Origin of the sequence: Peribacillus sp. FSL E2-0159, assembly GCF_038643155.1 — a bacterium.
GTDB classification, from domain to species: Bacteria; Bacillota; Bacilli; order Bacillales; family DSM-1321; genus Peribacillus; species Peribacillus simplex.
In genome coordinates this window covers 3,671,316-3,694,769 of sequence record NZ_CP152053.1, presented here as the reverse complement: position 1 = coordinate 3,694,769, position 23,454 = coordinate 3,671,316, and the positions used below count along the sequence as shown (strand labels likewise).

Below are 23,454 nucleotides of genomic sequence, written 5' to 3'. Positions count from 1 at the left end.
ATAATGAAAAGGTGGTAGAAATAATGTACGAGGAAATCAAAAGTCGTTTAAGAGGATCCATCGCTCCCATTATCACTCCGTTTGATGACAAGATGGAAGTGGATGTAAAGGCAATTGAAAATCTAGTAAACTGGCATATTGAAAGCGGTTCCCATGGTGTCTCGGTATGCGGGACTACCGGTGAGCCGAGTTCACTAACAATTGAGGAAAGGGAATTAGTGATGGAAACGGCAATTAAAGCAGCAAAAGCCCGTGTTCCAGTTGCACCCGGTACTGGATCTGCTAATCAGAAAGAAACGTTGCATTTGACAAAAAGGGCACAGGAAATGGGCGCGGATGCTGCTTTAGTCATCGTTCCTTATTACAATAAACCGAATCAACAGGCACTTTACAATCATTTTAAAACGGTAGCCGATTCTGTTGATATCCCGCTTATCGTTTATAACATTCCCGGAAGAACGGCGACGAATTTAGAAGTGAAGACATTGGCACGTCTTGCTGAAGATTGTGAAAATATTATTGGTGTAAAGGAATCTAATAAAGATTTCGAACATGTGAACCGTGTCTTATTGAATTGCGGAAGGGATTTTCTCTTATATTCGGGCATCGAATTATTATGCTATCCAATGTTGGCTATTGGAGGGGCAGGACATATAAGTGCTACTGCAAATATCACTCCTAAAGAAGTTGCGGAAATTTATAACCTTTGGGTGGAGGGTGATGTGGATAAGGCACTTGACCTCCATTACAAATTAATGCCATTGAATGATGTCTTGTTTAAAGAAACCAATCCAGGACCATTAAAAGCTGCGATGGGGATGATGGGGAAAATCAATCCTGCATTAAGGCCGCCTATGGGACCGCCTTCGGAACCATTGGAAAAAGAACTGCGTGAAACCCTTCAATCATACGGGTTGATTGACCAAATAATCCAGTCATAATTGCTAGATTGGGAAGATTGCACAAATCTAATCGATTATTGTCATCTTCCCGAATTAATTTTTAAAGGAGGATTTATCATGCAAACTTTTCCCGTGCAAGATGTCAAGCATTACATCAATGGTCAATTTGTCGATGGTATCTCAGGAAAAACATTTGAAAATCTAAGCCCTTTTAATAATCAAGCAATCAATAATGTGGCAGAAGGGTTTAAAGAGGATATCGATCAAGCGGTAGCTGCCGCAAGATCTGCATTCGATAATGGCCCATGGAGAACGATGAAAGTGGAAGAAAGATTGAAGTACATTAATAGGATTGCTGATTTAATTGAAGAAAATGCAGAAGAAATTTCCTTTTTGGAATCCCTTGATACAGGGTTGCCGATTAGCCAAACAAAAAAACAGGCGGCAAGGGGAGCGGAGAATTTCCGTTTTTATTCTGAGATGGTGAAAAGCAGGCTAATAGGAGAGTCGTATCAAGTGGATGACACTTTCATCAATTATACGATTCATAAACCGATAGGAGTGGCAGGATTAATCACTCCTTGGAATGCGCCTTTCATGTTAGAGACCTGGAAGATCGCCCCGGCCCTGGCTACAGGTAATACATGTGTCCTTAAACCGGCGGAGTGGTCCCCACTGACTGCCAATAAATTGGCACAAATCATTGACCAATCCGGTCTGCCAAAAGGCGTATTCAATATCGTTCACGGTTTTGGGGAGACAGCAGGGGCGTCCTTGGTTGCCCATCCTGATGTCCAATTGATATCCTTTACCGGAGAAACGACGACTGGCGCTGAAATCATTAAAAATGGTGCGGATACAATGAAACGTTTTTCCATGGAACTCGGAGGTAAATCACCAGCGGTCATTTTTGAAGATGCCGATCTGGAAAAGGCCTTGGATTCAGTGGTATGGGGAATCTATTCATTCAATGGGGAGCGCTGCACAGCCAATTCTAGATTATTTGTCCATGAATCGATAATAGACCAGTTCGTTGCAGAATTGAAGGAACGTGTTCATAATATCAAAATTGGAAACCCAATGGACCCAGAAACGGAAATCGGACCGCTGATCCATCGTAACCATTATAATAATGTCTCCCGTTATCTGGATATAGCAAAAGATGAAGGGGCGGAAATTGTAAGCGGTGCCATACCGAGTGCGTTCAAGGAAGGGAATTATATTGCCCCGACGCTTCTCTTGAACTGTACAAATGATATGACAGTAGCACAGGAAGAGATTTTTGGACCAGTCATGGCAGTCATTCCTTTCAAGACTGAAGAGGAAGTACTGAGAATGGCTAATGATGTAAAATATGGGCTAGCGGCTTATGTATGGACCAATGATATGAAACGTGGACATAGGTTTGCACAAGCTGTCGATAGCGGGATGGTCTGGGTGAATTCCCAAAACGTCAGGGATTTGCGGATACCATTTGGAGGATCGAAATATAGTGGCGTAGGACGTGAAGGTGGCCATTATAGCTTTGAATTCTACACGGAAACACAAGTTATCCACGTAGCAATTGGCGAACATCACATTCCGAAATTTGGAGACGTAAAACAAAATGCCGTTTCTTCTGCTGAAAAATAATCCGTGTTTCATTAAAGAAGGGGAGAATACTAATGAATTTTTCTATTATTCGTGTTGCGAGAACGATACTTAATGTAACAGATTTAGATAAATCAAGAGCCTTTTATGTGGATGCTTTAGGTTTCATTGAAACGGAAAGAACGAATGATCACATATATTTACGTGGTTTAGAGGAAGCGCACCATCACTCGCTTATCTTGCAAAAGGCAGAAAAGCCAAGCGTTGAAGCAATAGGATATAAGGTTGAAAAAGAGGAAGACCTTGAAGAATTGGAATCTTTTTTTCTGTCCAAGGGAATGAAAATGAAGTGGATGCAGGAAGGAACACAGCATGCACTGGGCAAGTCGCTACGAGTTCAGGATATTTCAGGATTGCCAGTGGAGTTTTTCAGCAAAATGGATAAAGCCGAGAGATTGCTTCAACGATTCGATATGCATAGGGGTTCAAGGGTCCAAAGAATCGATCATGTGAATTGTTGTGTACCAAATGTGCAAAAAGCCCATGATTTTTATGTGAAAGAATTAGGTTTTGCCTGCTCGGAAGACACAGTGGATGAATCGGGCAAATTATGGGCAACGTGGCTACATAGAAAGCAAACGGTCCATGACCAGGCATTCATGAACGGAATCGGACCAAGACTTCATCATGTAGGCTTCTTTCTGCCTGACCCCCTTGCACTTATCCATGCCTGTGATGTACTGGCATCTCTGGGATATTCCGAGTCCATCGAACGCGGACCAGGAAGGCACGGCCTATCCAATGCATTCTTCCTATATTTAAGAGACCCGGACGGTCACAGGATTGAATTATACAATGGGGATTATTTAACATCTGACCCGGATACGGAACCGATTCATTGGGATTTAAATGATCCAAGGCGTCAGACATTCTGGGGAGCCAAAGCTCCTGATTCATGGTTTGATGAGGCTTCTGCCGTTCTTGATATTATATCAGGTGAAGAAGTTCCTCTTGAAGAACCGATTCTGGCAAAAAGCAAGCCTGAATTCATCATCTAAAAAAGAAGCGGGATTTAGGATGAATGATCGAGCGTTTCGCAAAACCTACATTGACTCTCATGTTCATTTGGATTGGGCGATAGTGGATATATACCTGTTCCAAGACCTATTGCCACCGTTTAAGGGAACAGAATTGGTGAATAGTTTAGGGAAAACTGCTGGATCAAGGAAGGTCTGTTTACTGAGTTTAAATTGTACCTTTCAAGAAGCAAAGGAAGGAAGATGGATTTGGATATCATTCATGATCAGCACCCACTTTCCAGTATATATACAGCAGAACCGTGTGTGCTGGCTCTTGGATTTTTCGACGGAGTTCATGTAGGGCATCAAGAATTGATAAATCTAGCCAAAAGGATTGCTATACAGCAAGATTTGAAATTAGCAGTCATGACATTTTTTCCACATCCAAAGCAAATCATAGGAAACGATCAAACGCCCCACACATACATTACTCCTTTAGAGCAAAAAGTAAAAAAAATGCAGGGTTTAGGTATAGAAACCTTGATAGTCGTGAACTTCGATTCCGCATTTGCCCATCTTTCACCTTCTGGTTTTATCGAGGATTATCTATGTGGATTTAATTGCAAACATGCCGTGGCTGGATTCGATTTCCGTTATGGGCATAAAGGGGAAGGAAATATGGAAACGCTGAAAATCGAAGGTAAGCGATTTTTTGAAGTGACGGAAATGAAAAAATTTGAAATTGATCATGAAAAAGTAAGTTCCACTATGCTTAGAAACTTGATTGCGGATGGTCGGTTCGCAGATATCCCGTCATACCTTGGCACATATTTTGAAAGTCAAGGGACAATCTATTTCAAGGATAATCAACACGTTCTAGTTACATTATCGGAAACATTCCTGACACCCCCGCCAGGCGTTTATTTAATCGAAATTCAAAACGAAGGAAATGCTTATGAGGGAATTGCCTATCAAACAATGGACGAATCCATTCAAGAGAATTGGCACTTACAGTTCAATGATTCTTTTCCTTTGGAAGGAAAGAAGATTCATATCAAATGGAAAAGTGAAAGTAAAATGAATTTGAACCAGTTGACGGATAAGCGAGCCAGGTCTATTTCGAAAGTGCACGCCTACTAAAAGATTTGGTCTGGGACAGGGCAGCAGTGGTGACCTACTGCTGCCTTGTCTGTTCAAAAGGAGTCCGGAGAGCTAAGGGAACGTGGCTTTAGACCCGCTTGCAGTAGATGAGTTTGGATTTTGGGATGGAGGGGACATGTGCCATTGAATAAAGTACCGTCCTTGGAAAAATAAATACCAGAAGAGGTGTGAAGTGATGGTTCGGTTGGAAAAAAACCTTGATGAATCGGAACAAACTAATCTAGTGGATTATGAAAAGATTGTTGCCTCCAAAGAGTTTCAGAATATGCTTTCCGATAAAAAGAAATTCGTCATCCCTTTTACGATTTTCTTTATGGGATATTCCCTGCTTTTGCCCTTCTTAGTTTTTTACACAGATATCCTGGATTACCCTTTCATTGGAGACATAACCTGGGCGTGGGTGTACGGTGTCTCCATTACGGTTATGTCTGTATGGGTTTGCAGCATATATGTAAGGAAATCAGAAAGAATCGATGAACAAATAAAAGAAATCATCGAGAAAGAAGGGCTTTGAATCATGAATTGGACAGTTATTATTCTCTTTGCGCTAATGTCGATAGGTACCCTTTTCATCACGTATTTCGCTTCCAAAAAAACTAAAACGGCAGGCTCTTTTTATACGGCTGGTGGCGGGTTGACCGCTAGGCAAAATGGACTTGCATTGGCCGGGGATTTTATGTCGGCTTCCACGTTTTTAGGATTGATTGGAGCATTTTCCTTAACGGGGTATGATGGATTTTTCCTGATGTATGGAGCACTTGTTTCATTTCTTGTCGTGTTATTCCTCGTGGCTGAACCTTTGAGGAACTTAGGGAAATACACTTTGGCTGATATGGTGACTACAAGGTTTAAATATAAACAGGTCCGGGGAGTGACCGCATTTAATACCCTGGTGATATCAGTCATGTACATGCTGGGGCAACTTGTTGCAGCAGGTGCTTTATTTAAATTGCTTTTGGACATACCGTATAATATTTCTGTCATCATCGTAGGCATTGTCATGTTGGTGTTTGTTCTATTTGGGGGGATGACGGCGACGAGCTGGGTGCAGATCATTAAAGCCATCCTACTGATAGGCGGAGTGTTTATATTATTCATGATCGTCATGTGGAAGTTGAATTTTAGTTTCATCGGAATATTCACTGAAATGAAAACGGCGACACCCATGGGTGCAGATTACCTGAAAGCAGGTATTAAATATGCCAGTGGGTGGGATGCAGCTTCCTTATCACTCGGTCTAATTCTGGGAACGGCAGGTCTACCTCACATTTTAATACGTTTTTTGACTGTCCCGAATGCACAAGTGGCAAGAAAGTCGGTTGTTTGGGTGATGTGGATTATGGGTGCTTTTCATATCATGGTCATTTTTCTCGGATTCGGTGCTGCGAAGTTGGTTGGAACATCGAATATAATGGCCGCTAATCCAGCGGGTAACATGGCTGCACCTTTATTGGCCCAACTTGTTGGCGGGGACATCTTATTCGCATTTATTGCGGCCGTTTCCTTTGCAACGATACTCGCAGTTGTTGCGGGAATCGTTTTAACAGGTGCTACGGCATTTTCACATGATTTTTATAATGAAATATTAAAAGATGGAAAAGCGACAGAAAAACAGCAAATGACGATGGCTAGGTGGGCTTCCATTGGTGTGACTGCACTTGCGATCGTTTTATCATTAGGCCTGCAGGAATTCAATGTAGCGTTTCTGGCATCGATTGCCTTTACATTGGCCGCTAGTTCGAATTTGCCAGTCATCCTTCTAACAATCTATTGGAAAAAATTCAATAAAACCGGTGCAATAGTCGGTATGATGACAGGTCTTTTTGGTACACTTTTGCTCGTGGCACTAAGTCCAAATGTCTGGAACCCGGTCCCCGGAGCCACCATTATGACAGGTGACCCGATTTTCCCTTTGAATTCACCAGGAATAGTATCCATCCCGCTTGGGTTCCTCGCATGCTATTTAGGTGCCCTGTTCGGTAACCGCAGGGCAGGTTTTAAAACGGTTACAAAAGACAATTATAATGAAATCCTCGTAAAGTCCAATACCGGTCATGATGTTAAGGGTGTTTTGCGACATTGAATGGTGTAAAAGCATGCCAGTAAATAATGCGCAGGTCATCGGGAAATGAGAATTGATCGAAAAAGCAGCCATCTACTGATAGGTTGCTTTTTTCTTTTCATTGAATAAAGAAATTCAAACAAACACCAAAGATTATTAGAAAGAGGTACAGATGCAATAATATTAAAAGGATAACTGGTCATTCATTCAGAAAATGTTTCTAGAAATTTGACGGCGCCTTTGGAAAGATAGCGTTCTTCGAGCCAAATGAGAGCGGCTTCCGATTGTACTTCACAATCTATCAATTCGACTATTTTAATACCCTGGGTTGAAAACGATTTAGATGTGGTTCGTGGCATGATGGTAGCGCCTATTCCTTCCTTCACCAAAGATAAAATCATTGCAGCATCAGGACATTCACATACAATCGTAGGTTCAAATCCATGTCTGAAGCATTCATCCACTATAAGTTCATAAGTACCTTGACCGCTTACCCTATGCAGCAATAGGAGGGGAAATTCCTTAATTTGTTTAAATTCGATGGAGTCAGGGATATCCCAATCATTTGGGGTGACAAGCACAAAATCTTCCGGGGGAAGGTTAACCGTTGAGAACTGCTTACCGTTAATTGGAAGCCGTACAATGGCCAACTCGATTTCCCTGTTTATTAACCCTTCCGTCAAACGGAATGTATCACCTTCCATTAACTTGAAGCGTATTTCAGGGTATTTTACTCTAAAGGTTCTCATCCTTTGCGGAATGTAAGAAAAGCAAGTTTTTACTGACCCAATGGAAAGAGTGCCCTTTACCCCTTTACTGACTTCCTTCACTTCCTGAAGTGTTTCTTCAAACTGATTCAATAGGGCTTCAGCTTTTTTATATAGGACCTTGCCAGTTTCAGTGAGCTCAAGTCTCTTTCCATTCCGATCGAATAGTTTTTCACCGATTTCCATTTCCATTAATTTAAGTTGTTGGCTAAGAGGTGGTTGAGCCATATGTAATTTTTTTGCGGCTTTGGTTACTTGTTCCTCCTGAACGATTGTCACAAAATACTTTAACTGCCGGATGTCCATTTTATACACCTCATACATATGATTTACATATACATATTGAATTTTTTAAGTATTTTATATATATCATAACACATGGTATATTTTGTTATAGGAATTAATTCAATATTTGGAATTTATTTAATTGTAAGCGCTTCATTTATATTGAAACCAAGGGGGATGCAAGCATGCCAGCTAAAACAGGTAAAGAATATATCGATAGGGTAGACAAAGCAAAAGCGAATGTATGGATCAATGGAGAGCAAGTAAAAGATAAGATCAGTCAACACCCAGCTTTTAAAGGAGTCATGAAAACACAGGCCGAATTATACGATCTACAGCATGATTCCGCAAAAAATGAAATCATGACTTATATTTCACCAACTTCAAACGAAAGAGTAGGGACCTCATTCATGCAGCCGCGGACTAAGGAAGACCTTGAAAAAAGGAGGAAAATGATTCAAGAATGGGCAAGACATAATAATGGAATGATGGGACGTTCCCCTGACTATATCAACAGTGGGATGATGGCGTACGGTACTGCAGCTGATATGTTTGGTACTCAGGATTCGGCATTTGCTAAAAATATGAAAGATTATTATGAGCTCTGCCGGGAAAAGGATTTGTCGCTGACACATACCCTGATTCAACCCCAGGTTAATAGGGGAGTTAGTGCCGCCAAGCTTCCTGACCCTTACATCGCTGCACGGATTGCTGGCAAGAATTCAGAAGGGCTTATTATAAAGGGAGCCAGATTATTAGCTACACAAGGAGGAATAACGGATGAAATCATGGTTTTCCCTTCAACATTGCTTAAACAATCAGAAGAAGAAAACCCTTATGCATTCGCATTCTCCATACCAAATAATACACCGGGGTTGAAATTCATCTGTCGTGAATCATTCGACTATGGCAAATCACATTTTGACCATCCACTTGGTTCACGATTTGAGGAAATGGATACGATTATCGTTTTTGATGATGTAGTCGTTCCTTGGAATCGGGTATTTGCATATGGGGATGTCGGCATTTGCAACCAGGCATATAATGAAAGCAATGCAGTTGTTCATATGACCCATCAGGTGGTATCGAAGAATATCGCAAAAACCGAGTTCATTCTGGGGATTTTGCAACTAATGGTGGAGACCATCAATATTGGGCAATACCAGCATGTTCAAGAGAAAATCTCGGAAGTCATCATAGCACTTGAAACGGTAAAGGCTTTCATTATAGCTTCGGAGGCAAACGCGAAAGTGGATAAGTGGGGAATGATGACACCTGATTTCACACCGTTAAACATTGCCCGTAATTATTATCCGAAGATTTACCCTAGATTCAGTGAAATAATGCAGCTGCTTGGAGCTAGTGGCTTAATGGCGATACCAAATGAAGCTGATTTCAATTCGGAACTTCGACCGGATTTGGATAAATATCTTCAAGCCGCGAATGGTGGAGCCTATGACAGGGTTAAATTGTATCGTCTCGCATGGGATGTATGCATGAGTTCATTTGGATCCAGGCAAACACTGTACGAAAGATTCTTTTTTGGGGATCCGGTCCGTATGGCAAGCGCTTTATATAACGGCTATGATAAACAGGAATATGTGGACCGTGTCAAGGAGTTCTTGAACCGTACTGGAAATCTTGCAGAAATCAACTGAGCCCGGTAGCAGTAGCAAAACATTTTAATTTAAAGGCCTTCCCGATGATGAGGAAGGCCTTTAAATATGAAATCTTGTTCATTTATTATATCGATCATGGATATTATTCTTTTTATATGTGCCAAAATCACTGAATTCCGTAAGTTCCATGGAGAGGGCAAGATATCTTTTTGAAAAGAGGGAAGCCAAATGGGATTCCATCGTGTCGAAAAGTTGGTCACATACTTTGGTTTTATCACTGTCCTGGCGCCCAGCACCAATTTTTAGTATGGCATGAACAAACGCATCATCCTCTGTACCATCGGCAACACGATAATGCTTCAATTCAATGGCCCGGGATCGAATTCCGCCAATTGGAAAGATGGAAGGATAGGATATCAGTACATCATTCACCTTCTCTAATAAGCTGTCAATCTGGATTTCATCTTTGATATTATCCGTATATTCAATAATAATATGAGGCATGTGATTAGTCCCTTCCGTTAATTATGGATTTTTAGGTGCGGCCGATCCCCGCCTTCAGTAAATATATCGTCACCGACTATTGTGCTAACAAGTTTCCCGATACCTTCAATTTCAGTGATGATTTCATCGCCTACAGCGGTATCCGCCAATCCCTCAGGTGTGCCTGTCAATATGATATCGCCTGGGCTCAAAGTCATGAAGCTGCTGAAATATTCAATTAAATCAGCAATGCCGAAAATCATGTCTTTCGTGTTACCTTGCTGAGTCAATTTTCCGTTGACGTAAGTTTTAATGGTAAGATTCGAAGGATCTGGAATATCTTCGGCATCGACTAGCCAAGGACCAATGGGGGTGCAGGTATCGCGATTTTTGACCTTTAAGTTTGGTCGGTAGTAATTCTCCAGATAATCCCGTATTGCAAAATCATTTGCAATCGTATATCCACTTACATACTTAAAGGCTTCTTCCTTTTTTATGTTTTTCGCCTTTTTACCTATGACGACTGCCAGTTCACATTCATAATGCATATAAGCTGCATCAGCAGGTCGCCTTGTCTGTCCCCGGTGGCCGATAAAGGTATTGGGACCTTTTAAGAACGCAAGGGGTTCTTCCGGGGCTTTAAAAGCAAGCTCTTTCGCATGGTCTGCATAATTCAGGCCAAGCGCGAAGACAGTTCGTGGTTCCACAGGGGGAAGCCAGACAACATCCTGCTCATTGACAACCCGGCCATCCGCCAATTTGAGCTGGCCATAATATTCACTTGCTGGATGTATGGCACCTGCATAGGCTACACGTGCTCTCTTCATAAAATCCCCTCCAGTGATAGTTTTTCCTCGGAAATGATAGTATTTTCCAAATATCCGATTTCGTCTATTTCTATTCTGACATGATCATTGGCTTTTGCCAGCGGTGCATTCTCTGGAACTCCAACTAGAAGGACGTCACCCGTACTTAAAGTCATGAAGTCTGTTACATCCTCAATAAGTCGGGATATGGAGCGAATTAGATTTGAAGTTGAATTTTCTTGCCTTAGCTCTCCATTTATATATACACGGATTCTTAAAGAATCGGGGTTGGAGATGGATTCCTTAGATACGACCCATGGACCGATCGGGCAAAATCCATCACGGGCTTTATGGCGGATGGCTGGACGGAAAACGCTTTCATGCGGAACGCTAACATCATTGGCGATCGTAAAACCTTCTATATAACTCATCGCATGTTCTTTCTTGACTCTTGTGGCCGTTTTACTGATTACTATTGCAAGTGCTGCCCCTATTTCCAATTCAGGTATGCCGTTTGGAAGAGGAACTGGATTTGAAAAAGAAGAAAACGTGTTTCTAGGTTTAATATATAGGATCGGCCCTTTAGGAGGTTCATTATAAGGAGGATGGTTGATCTTTCCCTTCAACGCTTCCAATGATCCTTTATAATTTAATAATGTGCCATATACCGTTCCTGAAATAGGGTTATCCAACTTGATTTGTGATAGCTCATACTTTTCACCGTTCATTAAAATATATCGGTGCGACAGTATTTCCATTTCTTCCGAATAATCTGACTTTTGGAGTTTCACTCTTGCTTTTGCCATGGACACTCACCCCTTGATTTTATTAATAATCATATATGATATCGTATATGATTATTTGTTTAAGTTCAACATTTTTAGATTATTCAGTAAAATTAGACAAAAAATGTTAGAAAAAAGATGGGTTTCAACAGAAAAACGCCTTGAACATTTAGTTAGTATAAAGCTAGGAATTCAAATTGAAAGATTGTGAATGGGGGATGTTCCGATGATGAATGGCAATGAGTATTTAGAAAGTTTACGAGACGGAAGAACGGTATTCTTGAACGGCGATAAGGTAGATGATGTGACGACACACCCCGCATATCGCAATTCTGCCAGGTCAATTGCCCAACTATATGATGCTCTCCATGATCCGGTTACGGCACGGATTTTAACGACTAAGACAGATGAAGGCCATACTACCCATAAGTTCTTCAAGGCCTCAAAGAACGCAGCAGAGCTGCTTGAAGCAAGGGATGCCATAGCAGAATGGTCAAAATTCAGCTATGGTTTCATGGGTCGTACCCCTGATTACAAAGCTGCTTTTACAGGATCATTGGGACCGTATAGCGATTTTTATAAGGGATTTGAAGATAATGCGAAAAGATGGTATGAAAAAACCACTAGGGACGTTCCCTTCTGTAACCATACAATTATAAATCCGGCAATGGACAGGAATAAACCGCTACATGAAAATAAAGAGGTATTTGTACGGACGGTGGAAGAGCGGGATGATGGAATAATAGTAAGTGGAGCTAAAATGGTTGGAACTTCTGCAGCACTTACGAATTATAATTTTGTCGCGAATTATTCTCCTGTCGATCTTAGGGAAGGGGATAGAAGCCATGCATTGATTTTCTTTGTGCCGATGAATGCACCGGGATTAAAAATGATCAGCAGACAGTCTTTTGAAGAAACGGCTGCGAGGACAGGCACTCCTTTCGATTACCCGCTTTCTAGTCGGTTCGACGAGAATGACACAGTCATCGTCCTTGATCATGTATTCATCCCATGGGAGAATGTATTCGCGTATAATAATGTGGAAATTGCAAATGGTTTTAGATCCAAGACTGGGTGGATGAATCGATATACATTTCATGGCTGCACACGCTATGCGGTGAAATTGGACTTTATGGCTGGGCTTTTGATGAAGGCTACGGAAATGGCAGGAACGAATCAATTTAGGGGAGTTCAAGCCAATATCGGGGAAGTGCTTGCTTACAGGAATATATTTTGGGCAATCTCGACAGCGATGGCTACAGATCCGGTGGAAGGACCGAATGGCACTGTTCTCCCCAATAGCACATATGCAACTGCATATAGGGTGTTCGCACCTATGGTTTGGCCAAAGGTGAAACAGATATTTGAACAGGTTGTAGCAGGTAATCTCATTCAACTCCCATCAAGTTCCAAGGATTTTTTAAACCCTGAGGTTCGTCCGTATCTCGATAAATATTATAAGGGTTCAGGTGGGGTTTCGGCAGTGGAAAGGGTAAAACTGATGAAACTTATATGGGATTCTATCGGAACGGAATTTGGTGGCAGGAATGAGTTATATGAAATCAATTATGCGGGTAACCATGAAAATATTAGGCTGGAAACCATGAAAATGGCAGATTTAAATGGACAATCGGATAAATTCAAATCTTTTGTGGACTTGGCAATGGACGATTATGACCTTCATGGCTGGACAAATGAAAAGTGGATAAATGCAGATGAAGGCATTAATGCTGATTTGATCCATCTCCGAATGAATTAATCTGATTAAGAAAACGTGAAAAAGAATGGTTTGTATCGGAATCCCACCGGTTTTTCCACCACTGCATGATATGAATGCGTTTACATTTATCTTGATAGGTAAGGTGTGGAAAAAGTATAATATTATGTAAAAGGAAAGCCGGGGGGAATCATGACGAATCTTTTGAATCTTAAGAATGATGATGGTGAAATTCATTTAAATGATGAGAGGATGATCCTGACTTCCTCTTCAATTTTCGGTACCTTAAGAAAGGACTTGATCGAGAATATTGGATTTGAAAGAATGAAGTCTTTTTTAATACGTTATGGCTGGAATATCGGAGTTAATGATGCTAAAAAGGCACTAAAAGGGAATCTGTCAACGGTTAAGGAGATACTGAGGCAAGGCCCCATTTTACATATGCTGCAAGGTTATACAAAAGTTAATACTATGAATCTGGAATTATCGATGGATAGTAAATCGGAAGTACACTCTGTAAAGGTGGAAGGGGTTTGGGTGAATTCCTATGCACAGGAACATATCACCCAAACAGGCATCGCGGAAAAGCCAGTTTGTTATACATTGACGGGTTATGCAAGTGGATTTTATTCAACGGTCTGCGGTCATGAAGTGATTTTCAAGGAAAGTGCCTGTAAGGGAGCAGGGCAATCAGAGTGTAGATACGAAGGTAAATCGATACATTTATGGGGCATGGAGATTCAGGATGAGTTGAAATATTATAAAGCCGAACCGATTGTTCAAGAGCTTGCCGTAACATATGAAAAGTTGCTGGAGGAACGCAATAGTTTGTCAAAAGTGATGGATATTCATAATTTGCTGACAGAAGAGTTAATTAACGGAAGAAGCCTTCAATCGATAGTGAGGATGGTTTATCAGAAAACAAAAATACCTTTGTTGATGGAGAATTTCAATGGCAATCAGGTTTATCATGCTGGGTTTCACAAAGGGAAGGTAAGGGAAGTCAGGAATCAGCTCAAACTGATGAGGGAAAATGGTCCTGTCACCTTGGAGACCGGAAGAATCGTAAAAGATGGGATGGAGCTGCTTTACACCCCCATTACGTTACAAAATAAAACTTACGGCTATTGTGCCTTTGCGCAATCAAATCAAGTCGAAGGAAGAACGAACCTGGAAATCAATCGAATGATTCTTGAGAGGGTGTCCATGACTGGTTCCTTATTCCTCTTAAATGAGAAAAGCAGTTTTGAAGCACTTGAAAGGGTAAAAGGTTTATTTCTTGAGCAAATATTAAATGGAGAGTTTGCTACTAGAGAAGAAATAATCAAAAAAAGCATGTATTTAGACGCTTCATTGGATCACCCTTTCACCATTGCGGTGCTGGGCTATCGTTTTTCCCCCGATCGGGGGACAGAGAATGACTATTTCATTCAGCAGAAAATTATCGAAGAGATTAATAGTTTCTTTAAGAAGCGGAATCAAGTCGTCTTAACAGCCATAAGGGATGGTCATATCGTATGGCTTATACCGCTAAGTCCTGGAAATGAATTTCAACTTCGAACCAAGGAATGCATCAATCATTTATATACTGTTTTCAGCGGATATAACTTTAAAATGGGACTTAGTACAATAAGTGATGAATTGGAACGGGCTCACGATGTTTTTCAAGAAGCTTTAACCGCTTTGAATATGAATGAAGGAACTCGGGATATCATTAAATTTGAAGAAGTCGATCTGCTATCCATTTTAATGCATACTGGGAGTACTCCAGCGGTCCTGCAAAAAGCTGAGAAAATGCTGGGTCCTTTATTGATGAAAGATGATCCCAAAATGAATGAATTATTGAAAACGCTTTATGTATTTCTGCAATGCGGTGGAAATCTTGAATGCAGTATGAAAGAATTGAACATTTCAATGAGTGGTTTACGCTATCGGATCAAAAGACTTGAAGAGCTGCTTTCCTGCCAAATAAGAAATCCTAAAAGTGCTTTTCAATTATATGCATCATTTGAAACCCTTTTAAAGGCGAAAATGATTACCATTGGTTGATTGGATTCAACCATTTGTTTAAAAATGGAAATGGTCGATCGATACATATACGGAGATGATTTTATGTAATAAGAGCTTGGGCGTTAGTGAAAAGTAATCTACCATGCAATCTGGAGAATACGAACATAATAAGAGTGATATAAAAGGCATGGAGCTTCCGCTTCAATTGATTTATTTGCTTGTAAGCAGGGCTATGGGTATAATAAGTAGAGTAAATTCATTAGTAAGTTAAGCTATTTTTGGAGGTAAATTCCGTGAAAATTACAATAAAAAATGCTAGCAAATTCGTCGATCAAGAAGTTACAATTGGAGGCTGGCTTGCCAGCAAACGATCCAGTGGGAAAATTGCTTTCCTTCAAATCCGTGATGGCTCTGGCTTCATTCAAGGTGTGGTCGTGAAAGCTGAAGTGGGTGAAGAAATTTTCGCTCGTGCGAAATCGGTTTCGCAAGAGTCATCCTTGTATGTAACAGGTGTCATTCAAAAGGATGAACGATCGCCGTTCGGTTTTGAGTTACAGGTGAAAGATATTGAAATCATTCATGAATCATTGGATTATCCCATTACCCCTAAAGCGCATGGTCCTGAATTCTTAATGGATAACCGCCATTTGTGGCTGCGTTCAAAACGGCAGCATGCAGTCATGAAAATCCGGAATGAAATAATCCGTGCTACATATGAATTCTTTAATGAAGAAGGTTTCGTTAAAGTGGATCCCCCAATCTTAACTGGAAGCGCACCAGAGGGAACGAGTGAATTGTTCGCGACTAAATACTTTGATGAGGATGCTTACCTTTCACAAAGTGGTCAACTCTATATGGAAGCGGCTGCCATGGCACTTGGGAAGGTATTTTCCTTTGGTCCTACCTTTAGGGCAGAAAAATCCAAAACAAGACGGCATTTAATCGAGTTCTGGATGATTGAACCAGAAATGGCTTTTATCGAATTTAAAGAAAACCTGGAGGTTCAGGAGCAATTCGTTTCTTCCATCATCCAATCCGTATTGAAAAACTGTCAGCTTGAGTTGAATACACTTGGCCGTGATACAGCGAAGCTTGAACAAATTCAAGCTCCTTTCCCGCGTATTACATATGATGAAGCCATTAAGTTCCTTCATGAACAAGGATTTGACGATATCCAATGGGGTGATGATTTTGGAGCTCCGCATGAAACTGCGATAGCGGAAAGTTATGATAAGCCCGTTTTCATAACTCATTACCCAACCAAAATTAAACCTTTTTATATGCAGCCAGCTCCTGACAGGGAAGAAGTCGTTCTTTGTGCCGATTTGATTGCCCCGGAAGGATATGGGGAAATAATTGGCGGTTCAGAGCGGATTCATGATCAGGAATTGCTTGAACAGAGAATCAATGAACATGGCTTGAGCGAAGATGCTTACAAATGGTATATGGAATTAAGAAAATATGGCTCTGTACCGCATTCAGGCTTCGGTTTGGGTTTAGAACGCACCGTTGCATGGATCAGTGGAGTCGAGCATGTCCGAGAAACCATCCCGTTCCCACGTCTATTAAATCGATTATATCCTTGATCTCGTAATGAAGCGGTTATCTTGCCATATTGGGCAGATAACCGTTTTTTGTTAAAATTATAAACTTATTCGAGGAGCCTTATTCATGTTATACTTAACCAGAGGTGTCCAAAAACATGAATAAAGAACATTTATATGCTTGGTTTAAGGAAGGAACGATAACGATTCCATCCTTTTTGTTGACTAACTATAGTACGATGGGACTGAATGAACAAGAAATGGTCCTATTATTACAATTGCAAAGCTTCATCGATAAAGGTAACCATTTCCCTGCACCATCCCAACTTGCTGACAGAATGACATTGCAGGAAACGGAATGTCTCTTCTTAATCCAGCGTTTGGTCCAAAGGGGATTTGTTGAAATGGTGGTTGAAGGGAACCAAGAAATCGGACAGGAAAAATATTCCTTGTCTCCACTTTATGAAAAAATGATGGACTGTTTCTTGAAAACTTTGAAACAGTCAGAGTCTGATGAAATCCAAAAAGCGGGGGAGAGCCTTTATACGATTTTTGAACAGGAGTTTGGCCGCCCTTTATCTCCATTTGAATGTGAGACATTGGCAATGTGGATGGAGGACGACCATCAACCTGAGATCATTAAGTCAGCTCTAAGGGAGTCTGTCATTTCCGGAAAATTGAATTTCCGATACATTGATCGAATTTTATTTGAGTGGAAAAAGAATGGAATTAAAACCTTGGAACAGGCAAGGGAGCAAGGACAAAAATTTAGAGTTCACCAAAAGAGGGACCGAAAGACGGAAACTGCACAACCATTGAAAGATGTGCCTTTCTATAACTGGCTCGAGCAGTAATGTAAATTGAAGGAGAACCAATATGTTGAATAAAGCTCAAATTCGATATTGTCTGGATACGATGGGTGAAATGTTTCCGGATGCCCATTGTGAGCTGAATCACTCCAATCCATTTGAATTGGTGGTTGCTGTTGCCCTGTCAGCTCAGTGTACGGATGTATTAGTCAATAAAGTCACGAAGGATTTATTTCAGAAATATAAAACGCCTGAGGATTACATAAGCGTTCCGATTGAAGAGTTGGAAAATGACATTCGTTCAATCGGTTTGTTTCGTAACAAGGCCAAGAACATTCAAAAGTTGTCGCGCATGCTGATCGAAGAATACGGTAAGGAAGTTCCCAGAGATCGTGATGAGCTTGTTAAATTGCCTGGCGTTGGCAGAAAGACGGCGAATGTAGTCGTTTCTGTTGCTTTTGATGTGCCAGCGATTGCTGTGGATACCCATGTAGAGCGTGTTTCCAAGCGCTTGGGATTATGCCGTTGGAAGGATAGTGTCCTAGATGTTGAGAAAACGTTGATGGCTAAGATACCAAAGAATGAATGGTCCGTTACGCATCACCGCCTGATATTCTTTGGACGCTATCATTGCAAGGCCCAGTCACCAAAATGTGAAACCTGCCCGCTTCTCGAATTATGCCGTGAAGGAAAAAAAAGAATGAAAAGGAAAGAAGCCAATTGACGCAGTCCATATCATTAAAAGTCCATGAAGAACTGGACCATCCTTTATTTTTTCCTGAAAAGGAAACCATCTTGGAAAAAGAGCGATATGCAGGTTGGAGTGAATCGATCCCATTCGAGGCTTTCCCATATGAGTTACTTTATTATAATAATGTAGAGGCGTATGCTCCTTGGACTAAGGGGGCAATGCATGTAAAGGAACTGCTGGAAATATGGAAGGGAATTGATTCAGAATGCAGTTTGCTATTTTCTGAGCGAAAAGTGGGACAGACTTTGGGGCTCATGAAGCAGGGTATCGGTTTATTTTTAACCGCAGTCTTCTGGATGCATGGGAAGCCAGTGGTATTGAATGATTTCCGGGTCCAAATAGAAACCTTTAACAATATTCCAGTGAACATGGATGAAAGGCTTTCTTTCATCCTGGCAAGACCCGCTTTTTTTCATTCTTATAGACAGCTTAGTGAGTTGTTCCGAGAATTCGAAAAACAATATGTGAAGTTCATGATCAAAAACAAGAACAGCCAAAAAAACGTCTAAGCTAAAAGCTTAGACGTTTTTTTAGTCAATCTTTATTTATTCCGTATCTTTGTCTGGATCTGGGTCTGGGTTAGGGTCCGGGGCAGGGGTTTCAACTGGTTTTTCCTCTTCTACCGTTCCAGGGTCAGTGGCATCATCTCCGCCTTCGACCTCCTCATCACCCTTATTCCCATTTCCGTCATCAGTGTTGTTGCCATTTCCGTTACCATTACCATTGTTATCATTGTTGCCATTTCCATTATTGCCGTTATTGCCATTATTACCGTTATTGTCGATATTGCCGTTTTCGCCATTGTTATTTTTGTCTTCGTCTTTTTTATCTTCTTCGCCTTCAGCAGGAGTTTCTTGTTCCGTATCCTCACCTTCGGCCGGATCTTCAATCTCCTCGTCCTCAGTATCCTCAGGGACTACCGCTTCAGCAGGTATTTTGACAGATGTACTCGCAGGATCACTTTGTTGGTTATCCACTAGAGCTACCACTGAGAAAGTATATTTACTTCCAGGGGTTGGATTAGGGATCGTTAAACTAGTATCCTTCGATTTTTTTAATACGCTCTGTGCTCCGCCATCAACGGACATCTTAACCTCGAATTGAGTATTGCCATTACCTTTAGGATATGACCATGATAGATTGATTTCATTGCTTTCCTGGTTGTAAGAAGCGTTAATGCCAGGTGAGTCGATTTTTTCATATTCTGTCGTCACTTGTGTTGGCTCATGACCTTTAACATAATATTCATAAGTGATTTTACTGCTTGGTGTATATTCATTGGCTTTAACAGCTGGATTCGAACCTTTGATGACTCCAACCTTCACAACACTGTCAGGTTGATCAAAGTCTTTCGTTTCTTTTGATTGAGCCATATGTTCCATTAAATTCTTAAAGATGGATTTAGGGATTCTTTGAGATGATTCACCCAGATATTCCATTTGCTCACCAGATGCATTATCATAACCAGCCCAAACCGCGACTGTATAATTGGTTGTATAACCTGCCATCCAGCTATCTTTTACACCGGAAGATGGGATGTTGTTCGCTGCACGCTGCTCAGGCGTGAAATTGGTTGACCCCGTTTTACCGGCTACCGGAAGACTAGGTATATTGGCTAACCTTCCTGTTCCATAAGGTTCTTTCATGACGCTTTTCAACATGTCCGTAACGATGAAAGCTGTGGAATCTTTCATGACCGGTTTTGATTCCGTCTTGTTTTTGATGGTTGTTTTATCACGTAAAACAATCTTTTTCACACTATGCGGTTCATTATAGATACCGTTGTTTCCGAATGAACTGTATGCACCGGCAAGTTCAAGTGTTGAAACATCCTTACCGCCGCCCAATGCTGCCGATTCGGTAATTTCCTTGTCAAAAGGAATGCCAAGGTCGGTGGCAAAATCACGCGCCCGGTCCAAGCCGACTGCTTGAAGCGTTTTTAAGGCAGGAATATTTAATGACCGTGCCAGTGCTTCACGAGTGGTTACAGTACCATAATGTCGTCCGGAAGCATTTTTAAGCGGTGTTCCATCACTGTATTTATACTCCTCATCCTTGATTTGATGGTAAGTGGACCAATTTAAATATTCTACGGCAGGACCATAATCCAGAATCGGCTTAATGGTCGAACCAGGTGATCGCTTGGCATCCGTAGCATAATTCCAGCCGCGTTTAACCGTCGTGTTCCTGCCGCCGCCCACTGCTTTAATTTCACCAGTTTCTGTATCGAGTAATGTGACTCCTGCTTGGAGATCTTTACTTGGATAATTGATGATTTCATCACTGTTCAACATGTTATAGACATATTCCTGGGCATCTTTATCGATGGTCGTTTGGATTTCCAAACCATCGGTAAAGACGTTATAGTCACCCATATCCCCGACTTCCTCAATTACCAAATCGATGAATGCATCGTATGCGGTCGTATCGATTTGGCTCTTATCGATTTCTTGAAGTCCTTCTGTTATATCAATGCTTTGTGCATTTTTCATTTCCGTTTCGGTGATATAACCATGTTTATTCATTAAGTGCAGGACAATATCACGGCGTTCTTTCGCACGTTCTGGGTATTTATACGGGTCATACCTGCTTGGGCTTTGCGGTAATCCTACAAGCATGGCCGCTTCGTTCAATTTCAATTCGCTAAGATCTTTTCCATAATAAGTTTGCGATGCAGTTAAGATCCCGTTGGCACGGTTTGCAAAGAATATCTTATTCACATACATTTCGAAGATTTCTTCTTTTGTATATTTTCTTTCAAGCTGTATGGATAGCCACATTTCCTGGACTTTCCTTTTAATGGTCTTATCAGGTGTTAAATAAGAACGCTTGATAACCTGCTGGGTCAATGTACTTGCACCCTCTGAGCCGAATCCGTTTTTGACGTTGGCTATGACGGCACTGCCCAGACGTAAGAAATCGACCCCGTGGTGTTCATAAAAGCGGGAATCTTCCGTTGCCAGGAAAGCTTCTTCGACAAGATCGGGGATGTCTTCATAATTTACATAATCCCGGTTTTCCTTTCCGATTTCAGCTAGCAATTTACCATTTTCATCGAGAATCTTGGATGTGACCGGATCTTTCAAAAGCTTTTCGTCAAGTTTTGGAGCGTCGCTTATAAAGTAAGCCATTGCAGCTCCTCCGGCAACCAAGCCTATTATTCCGATTGTAACAAGTATAAGGAAAATGCGCTTAAGCATATTGGTTGGCTTTTTAGGACCTTTCTTCGGTCCCTTTTTTTGTGTCTGCCCCTGCTTTCGGCGTTCTTCTCTAGTATTATATTTTTCAGCCATTACAGCTAACCTGCCTTTCTAAAAAAACTAAAAATTTTCTGAGATGAGCGAATCTACTACTTTAATATAGTCAATTCTCGGTTGAAAGCCAAGAGTAATCTTTCGTGAACTGCTTTCAACCTCTTGAAGAGTTATAGATTTGCGTCCGCCGTCTTTCATTCTCTTCCAATAAAAACTCAGTTGTTCAGAACTCATTAGATATATATCATCCATTGCGGAAAACCGGATGATGACAAAAGCAATTCCGTCATGCTGAACGATATGTTTCATATGTTCGATTTGATGGTCATGAAAATTCTTCAGAGGGAAAGAACTGCTGTTTTTTGTTTCCTTTGCCTCAAAATCAATGTACTTTCCTTTATAAACACCATTGTAATCGGTGGTCGATGCTTGTTTGAAATAGGCTTCTTTAATGACTGCAGCACTTCTTTTCGGGTAATGGACATCGACAATTTGAATGGGTGTCGGTTTTTTATGGATGACGGCAATGCCGTGTGCTAAATAATACTGATTGGTTTCGTTCAAATCGTCTTCCAATGTTTTTCCCCGGTTGCTGTAACTGATTTTTTTTAGTGGGCTTTTCTTTTCTTTCATAGCCTGCGGTACAAATCTTCGTCCGTTGGGATAATGAAATGCCACTTTTACCCCTCCTTTTTTTTCACTTATCTATATTAGCAAAAAAAGAATCCAATATGTGAATAAAAAGAATTGTTTCTTAGAACGATAGGATTTATGTACAACTATATGTCACAATTCATCGCTTTAGAAAGGCTGGACACATAAATGCGAATGTTAAAGACGGAAAAGCAATTGCTCCATTCCATAAAAGCCCAAACTGCTAAAGGGAATAGGGATAATATATCAAGAACAAAGGCATATGAACAATTTTTTAGAATGCATCCAGAAATCCAATGGTCATTTTTAGCTGGGATGGTTTCTAGAAATGCAGGCTGGAATATGTGTGATCTTGAAGGGATTTGGTTTTCCCATTTGCTTGGCCTTAAATACAGGGATCACTTATTCCTAACTTATGAGGAAGCAAATTGGAGAATATTCCAAGACGCTTATCCGCAATTACTTCTCTATCATTATTCGACGAAGTATGGACGCCCTTTGTTTCACTTATGTCATTATTTTTTTATTACCAAATTCATGACGAACGAATGGTATTCCTTTTGGAAAAATGGAAATCGAGAAAAATTAGTCACTGCACTTATCATAAATGAACAAAACATCATTGAAGAACCGGTTATTAAAAAGCAATCTTTCGTTTTTCATTCTCTGTTATTTTTCCTGCAGGACTGGATGCATTTTAGCACTGTTTTATTTCCTACCTGCAATGGAGAACTGTATGGCTCATCCGTTTCGCATTTTAGAAATCTCGATAATAGGATTGAACTGGGGAAAAGGTTGGCTGGCCTTTTATTTTCTGATGATTTGTTTCCGCTATTTTATGAATTTTCCTGCCGGACTGAACCAACGGGTGCCAGATATGATTATGAACAATATCGGAAAAAGCCTAGGTACCATGAAACCCCGGTGCTGAGGGGAGTATATCCATTGATTCATCATCAGGAAGGGGAGACAGAGCAATGGGATGTGAAGAAAAGGATTAAAAAAAAATGGTTCATTGAACCCGAATGGGAAGAAGACCCGCATTTGACCGATTGGTATGACCATAAACAAAAGCAGCTGCACACGGCAGCAATGATCAAAAATTGGATTTTATAATAGGAAACAGGGAAGGCGCCGATTAAGCCTTCCCTGTTTATCGTTCAGTATTTATGTCTTACGTAGAGGGGCGGTTTTCTCCACTAAGTTTCGGGTTTCCCGTTCCTGCCTTTGCAGTGG

General features: G+C 40.9%; 20 protein-coding genes. 14 read left to right on the top strand and 6 right to left on the bottom strand.

What is annotated here, in order from left to right; translation table 11 throughout:
* Positions 1-20: 20 nt before the first annotated feature.
* The 6 genes from hpaI (at position 21) to NYE63_RS17925 (ending at position 6,755) form a co-directional block, all read left to right on the top strand.
* Positions 21-941 (top strand): 2,4-dihydroxyhept-2-ene-1,7-dioic acid aldolase, encoded by a 921-nt coding sequence (hpaI, locus tag NYE63_RS17950; RefSeq protein ID WP_342605817.1) that lies wholly within the window; start codon positions 21-23, stop codon positions 939-941.
* Positions 942-1,019: 78 nt separating this feature from the next.
* Complete coding sequence (gene hpaE, locus NYE63_RS17945; RefSeq protein WP_342602148.1) at positions 1,020-2,534, top strand: 5-carboxymethyl-2-hydroxymuconate semialdehyde dehydrogenase; 1,515 nt, start codon at positions 1,020-1,022, stop codon at positions 2,532-2,534.
* Between the two features lie 32 nt (positions 2,535-2,566).
* A complete protein-coding gene (hpaD, locus tag NYE63_RS17940) occupies positions 2,567-3,550 on the top strand; it encodes a 3,4-dihydroxyphenylacetate 2,3-dioxygenase (protein WP_342602147.1) in 984 nt (327 codons plus the stop codon).
* A 228-nt stretch (positions 3,551-3,778) separates the two neighbouring features.
* Positions 3,779-4,651, top strand: a complete 873-nt coding sequence (locus NYE63_RS17935) for an FAD synthetase family protein (protein ID WP_342602146.1) — start codon at positions 3,779-3,781, stop codon at positions 4,649-4,651.
* 196 nt (positions 4,652-4,847) lie between these two features.
* Positions 4,848-5,186 carry a DUF485 domain-containing protein gene (locus tag NYE63_RS17930; protein WP_342605816.1) on the top strand — a complete coding sequence of 113 codons (339 nt, stop codon included), beginning with the start codon at positions 4,848-4,850 and terminating at the stop codon, positions 5,184-5,186.
* A gap of 3 nt (positions 5,187-5,189) precedes the next feature.
* Positions 5,190-6,755 carry a cation acetate symporter gene (locus NYE63_RS17925; protein ID WP_342602145.1) on the top strand — a complete coding sequence of 522 codons (1,566 nt, stop codon included), beginning with the start codon at positions 5,190-5,192 and terminating at the stop codon, positions 6,753-6,755.
* A gap of 182 nt (positions 6,756-6,937) precedes the next feature.
* Here the strand turns inward: NYE63_RS17925 and NYE63_RS17920 are convergent, their stop codons facing one another.
* Positions 6,938-7,807 carry a LysR family transcriptional regulator gene (locus NYE63_RS17920; RefSeq protein ID WP_342602144.1) on the bottom strand — a complete coding sequence of 290 codons (870 nt, stop codon included), beginning with the start codon at positions 7,805-7,807 and terminating at the stop codon, positions 6,938-6,940.
* A 164-nt stretch (positions 7,808-7,971) separates the two neighbouring features.
* Between NYE63_RS17920 and hpaB the strand changes: the two genes are divergently transcribed.
* On the top strand, positions 7,972-9,444 hold the full coding sequence (gene hpaB, locus NYE63_RS17915; protein WP_342602143.1) for a 4-hydroxyphenylacetate 3-monooxygenase, oxygenase component: 1,473 nt from the start codon (positions 7,972-7,974) through the stop codon (positions 9,442-9,444).
* A 78-nt stretch (positions 9,445-9,522) separates the two neighbouring features.
* On the opposite strand, the gene NYE63_RS17910 is transcribed toward hpaB, so the two are convergent.
* From NYE63_RS17910 to NYE63_RS17900, 3 genes are read right to left on the bottom strand one after another with little or no spacing between them, the layout of a single operon-like run.
* Positions 9,523-9,909: a 5-carboxymethyl-2-hydroxymuconate Delta-isomerase gene (locus NYE63_RS17910; RefSeq protein ID WP_342602142.1), complete on the bottom strand. Its 387-nt coding sequence runs from the start codon at positions 9,907-9,909 to the stop codon at positions 9,523-9,525.
* Between the two features lie 17 nt (positions 9,910-9,926).
* Positions 9,927-10,715 carry a fumarylacetoacetate hydrolase family protein gene (locus NYE63_RS17905; RefSeq protein WP_342602141.1) on the bottom strand — a complete coding sequence of 263 codons (789 nt, stop codon included), beginning with the start codon at positions 10,713-10,715 and terminating at the stop codon, positions 9,927-9,929.
* Positions 10,712-11,500, bottom strand: coding sequence for a fumarylacetoacetate hydrolase family protein (locus tag NYE63_RS17900; protein ID WP_342602140.1), 789 nt, complete (start codon positions 11,498-11,500; stop codon positions 10,712-10,714). Before NYE63_RS17900 ends, NYE63_RS17905 begins: the two co-directional genes overlap by 4 nt.
* 205 nt (positions 11,501-11,705) lie before the next feature.
* Between NYE63_RS17900 and NYE63_RS17895 the strand changes: the two genes are divergently transcribed.
* The 6 genes from NYE63_RS17895 (at position 11,706) to NYE63_RS17870 (ending at position 18,819) form a co-directional block, all read left to right on the top strand.
* Entirely contained in the window at positions 11,706-13,238 is a 1,533-nt protein-coding gene (locus tag NYE63_RS17895) for a 4-hydroxyphenylacetate 3-hydroxylase family protein (RefSeq protein ID WP_342602139.1), read from the top strand.
* A 150-nt stretch (positions 13,239-13,388) separates the two neighbouring features.
* Positions 13,389-15,245 carry a XylR N-terminal domain-containing protein gene (locus NYE63_RS17890; protein WP_342602138.1) on the top strand — a complete coding sequence of 619 codons (1,857 nt, stop codon included), beginning with the start codon at positions 13,389-13,391 and terminating at the stop codon, positions 15,243-15,245.
* Positions 15,246-15,499: 254 nt separating this feature from the next.
* Positions 15,500-16,792 (top strand): asparagine--tRNA ligase, encoded by a 1,293-nt coding sequence (gene asnS, locus NYE63_RS17885; protein ID WP_063233252.1) that lies wholly within the window; start codon positions 15,500-15,502, stop codon positions 16,790-16,792.
* A gap of 116 nt (positions 16,793-16,908) precedes the next feature.
* Positions 16,909-17,604 (top strand): DnaD domain-containing protein, encoded by a 696-nt coding sequence (locus NYE63_RS17880; protein WP_342602137.1) that lies wholly within the window; start codon positions 16,909-16,911, stop codon positions 17,602-17,604.
* A 22-nt stretch (positions 17,605-17,626) separates the two neighbouring features.
* Positions 17,627-18,283 (top strand): endonuclease III, encoded by a 657-nt coding sequence (nth, locus tag NYE63_RS17875; protein ID WP_342602136.1) that lies wholly within the window; start codon positions 17,627-17,629, stop codon positions 18,281-18,283.
* Positions 18,280-18,819, top strand: coding sequence for a YpoC family protein (locus tag NYE63_RS17870; RefSeq protein WP_342602135.1), 540 nt, complete (start codon positions 18,280-18,282; stop codon positions 18,817-18,819). Before nth ends, NYE63_RS17870 begins: the two co-directional genes overlap by 4 nt.
* Before the next feature lie 36 nt (positions 18,820-18,855).
* On the opposite strand, the gene NYE63_RS17865 is transcribed toward NYE63_RS17870, so the two are convergent.
* Together NYE63_RS17865 and recU are read right to left on the bottom strand one after the other, a co-directional pair.
* Entirely contained in the window at positions 18,856-21,603 is a 2,748-nt protein-coding gene (locus NYE63_RS17865) for a PBP1A family penicillin-binding protein (protein WP_342602134.1), read from the bottom strand.
* Between the two features lie 27 nt (positions 21,604-21,630).
* Entirely contained in the window at positions 21,631-22,242 is a 612-nt protein-coding gene (gene recU, locus NYE63_RS17860) for a Holliday junction resolvase RecU (protein WP_342602133.1), read from the bottom strand.
* A gap of 144 nt (positions 22,243-22,386) precedes the next feature.
* Between recU and NYE63_RS17855 the strand changes: the two genes are divergently transcribed.
* Positions 22,387-23,334 (top strand): DUF2515 family protein, encoded by a 948-nt coding sequence (locus NYE63_RS17855; RefSeq protein WP_342602132.1) that lies wholly within the window; start codon positions 22,387-22,389, stop codon positions 23,332-23,334.
* Positions 23,335-23,454 lie beyond the last annotated feature (120 nt).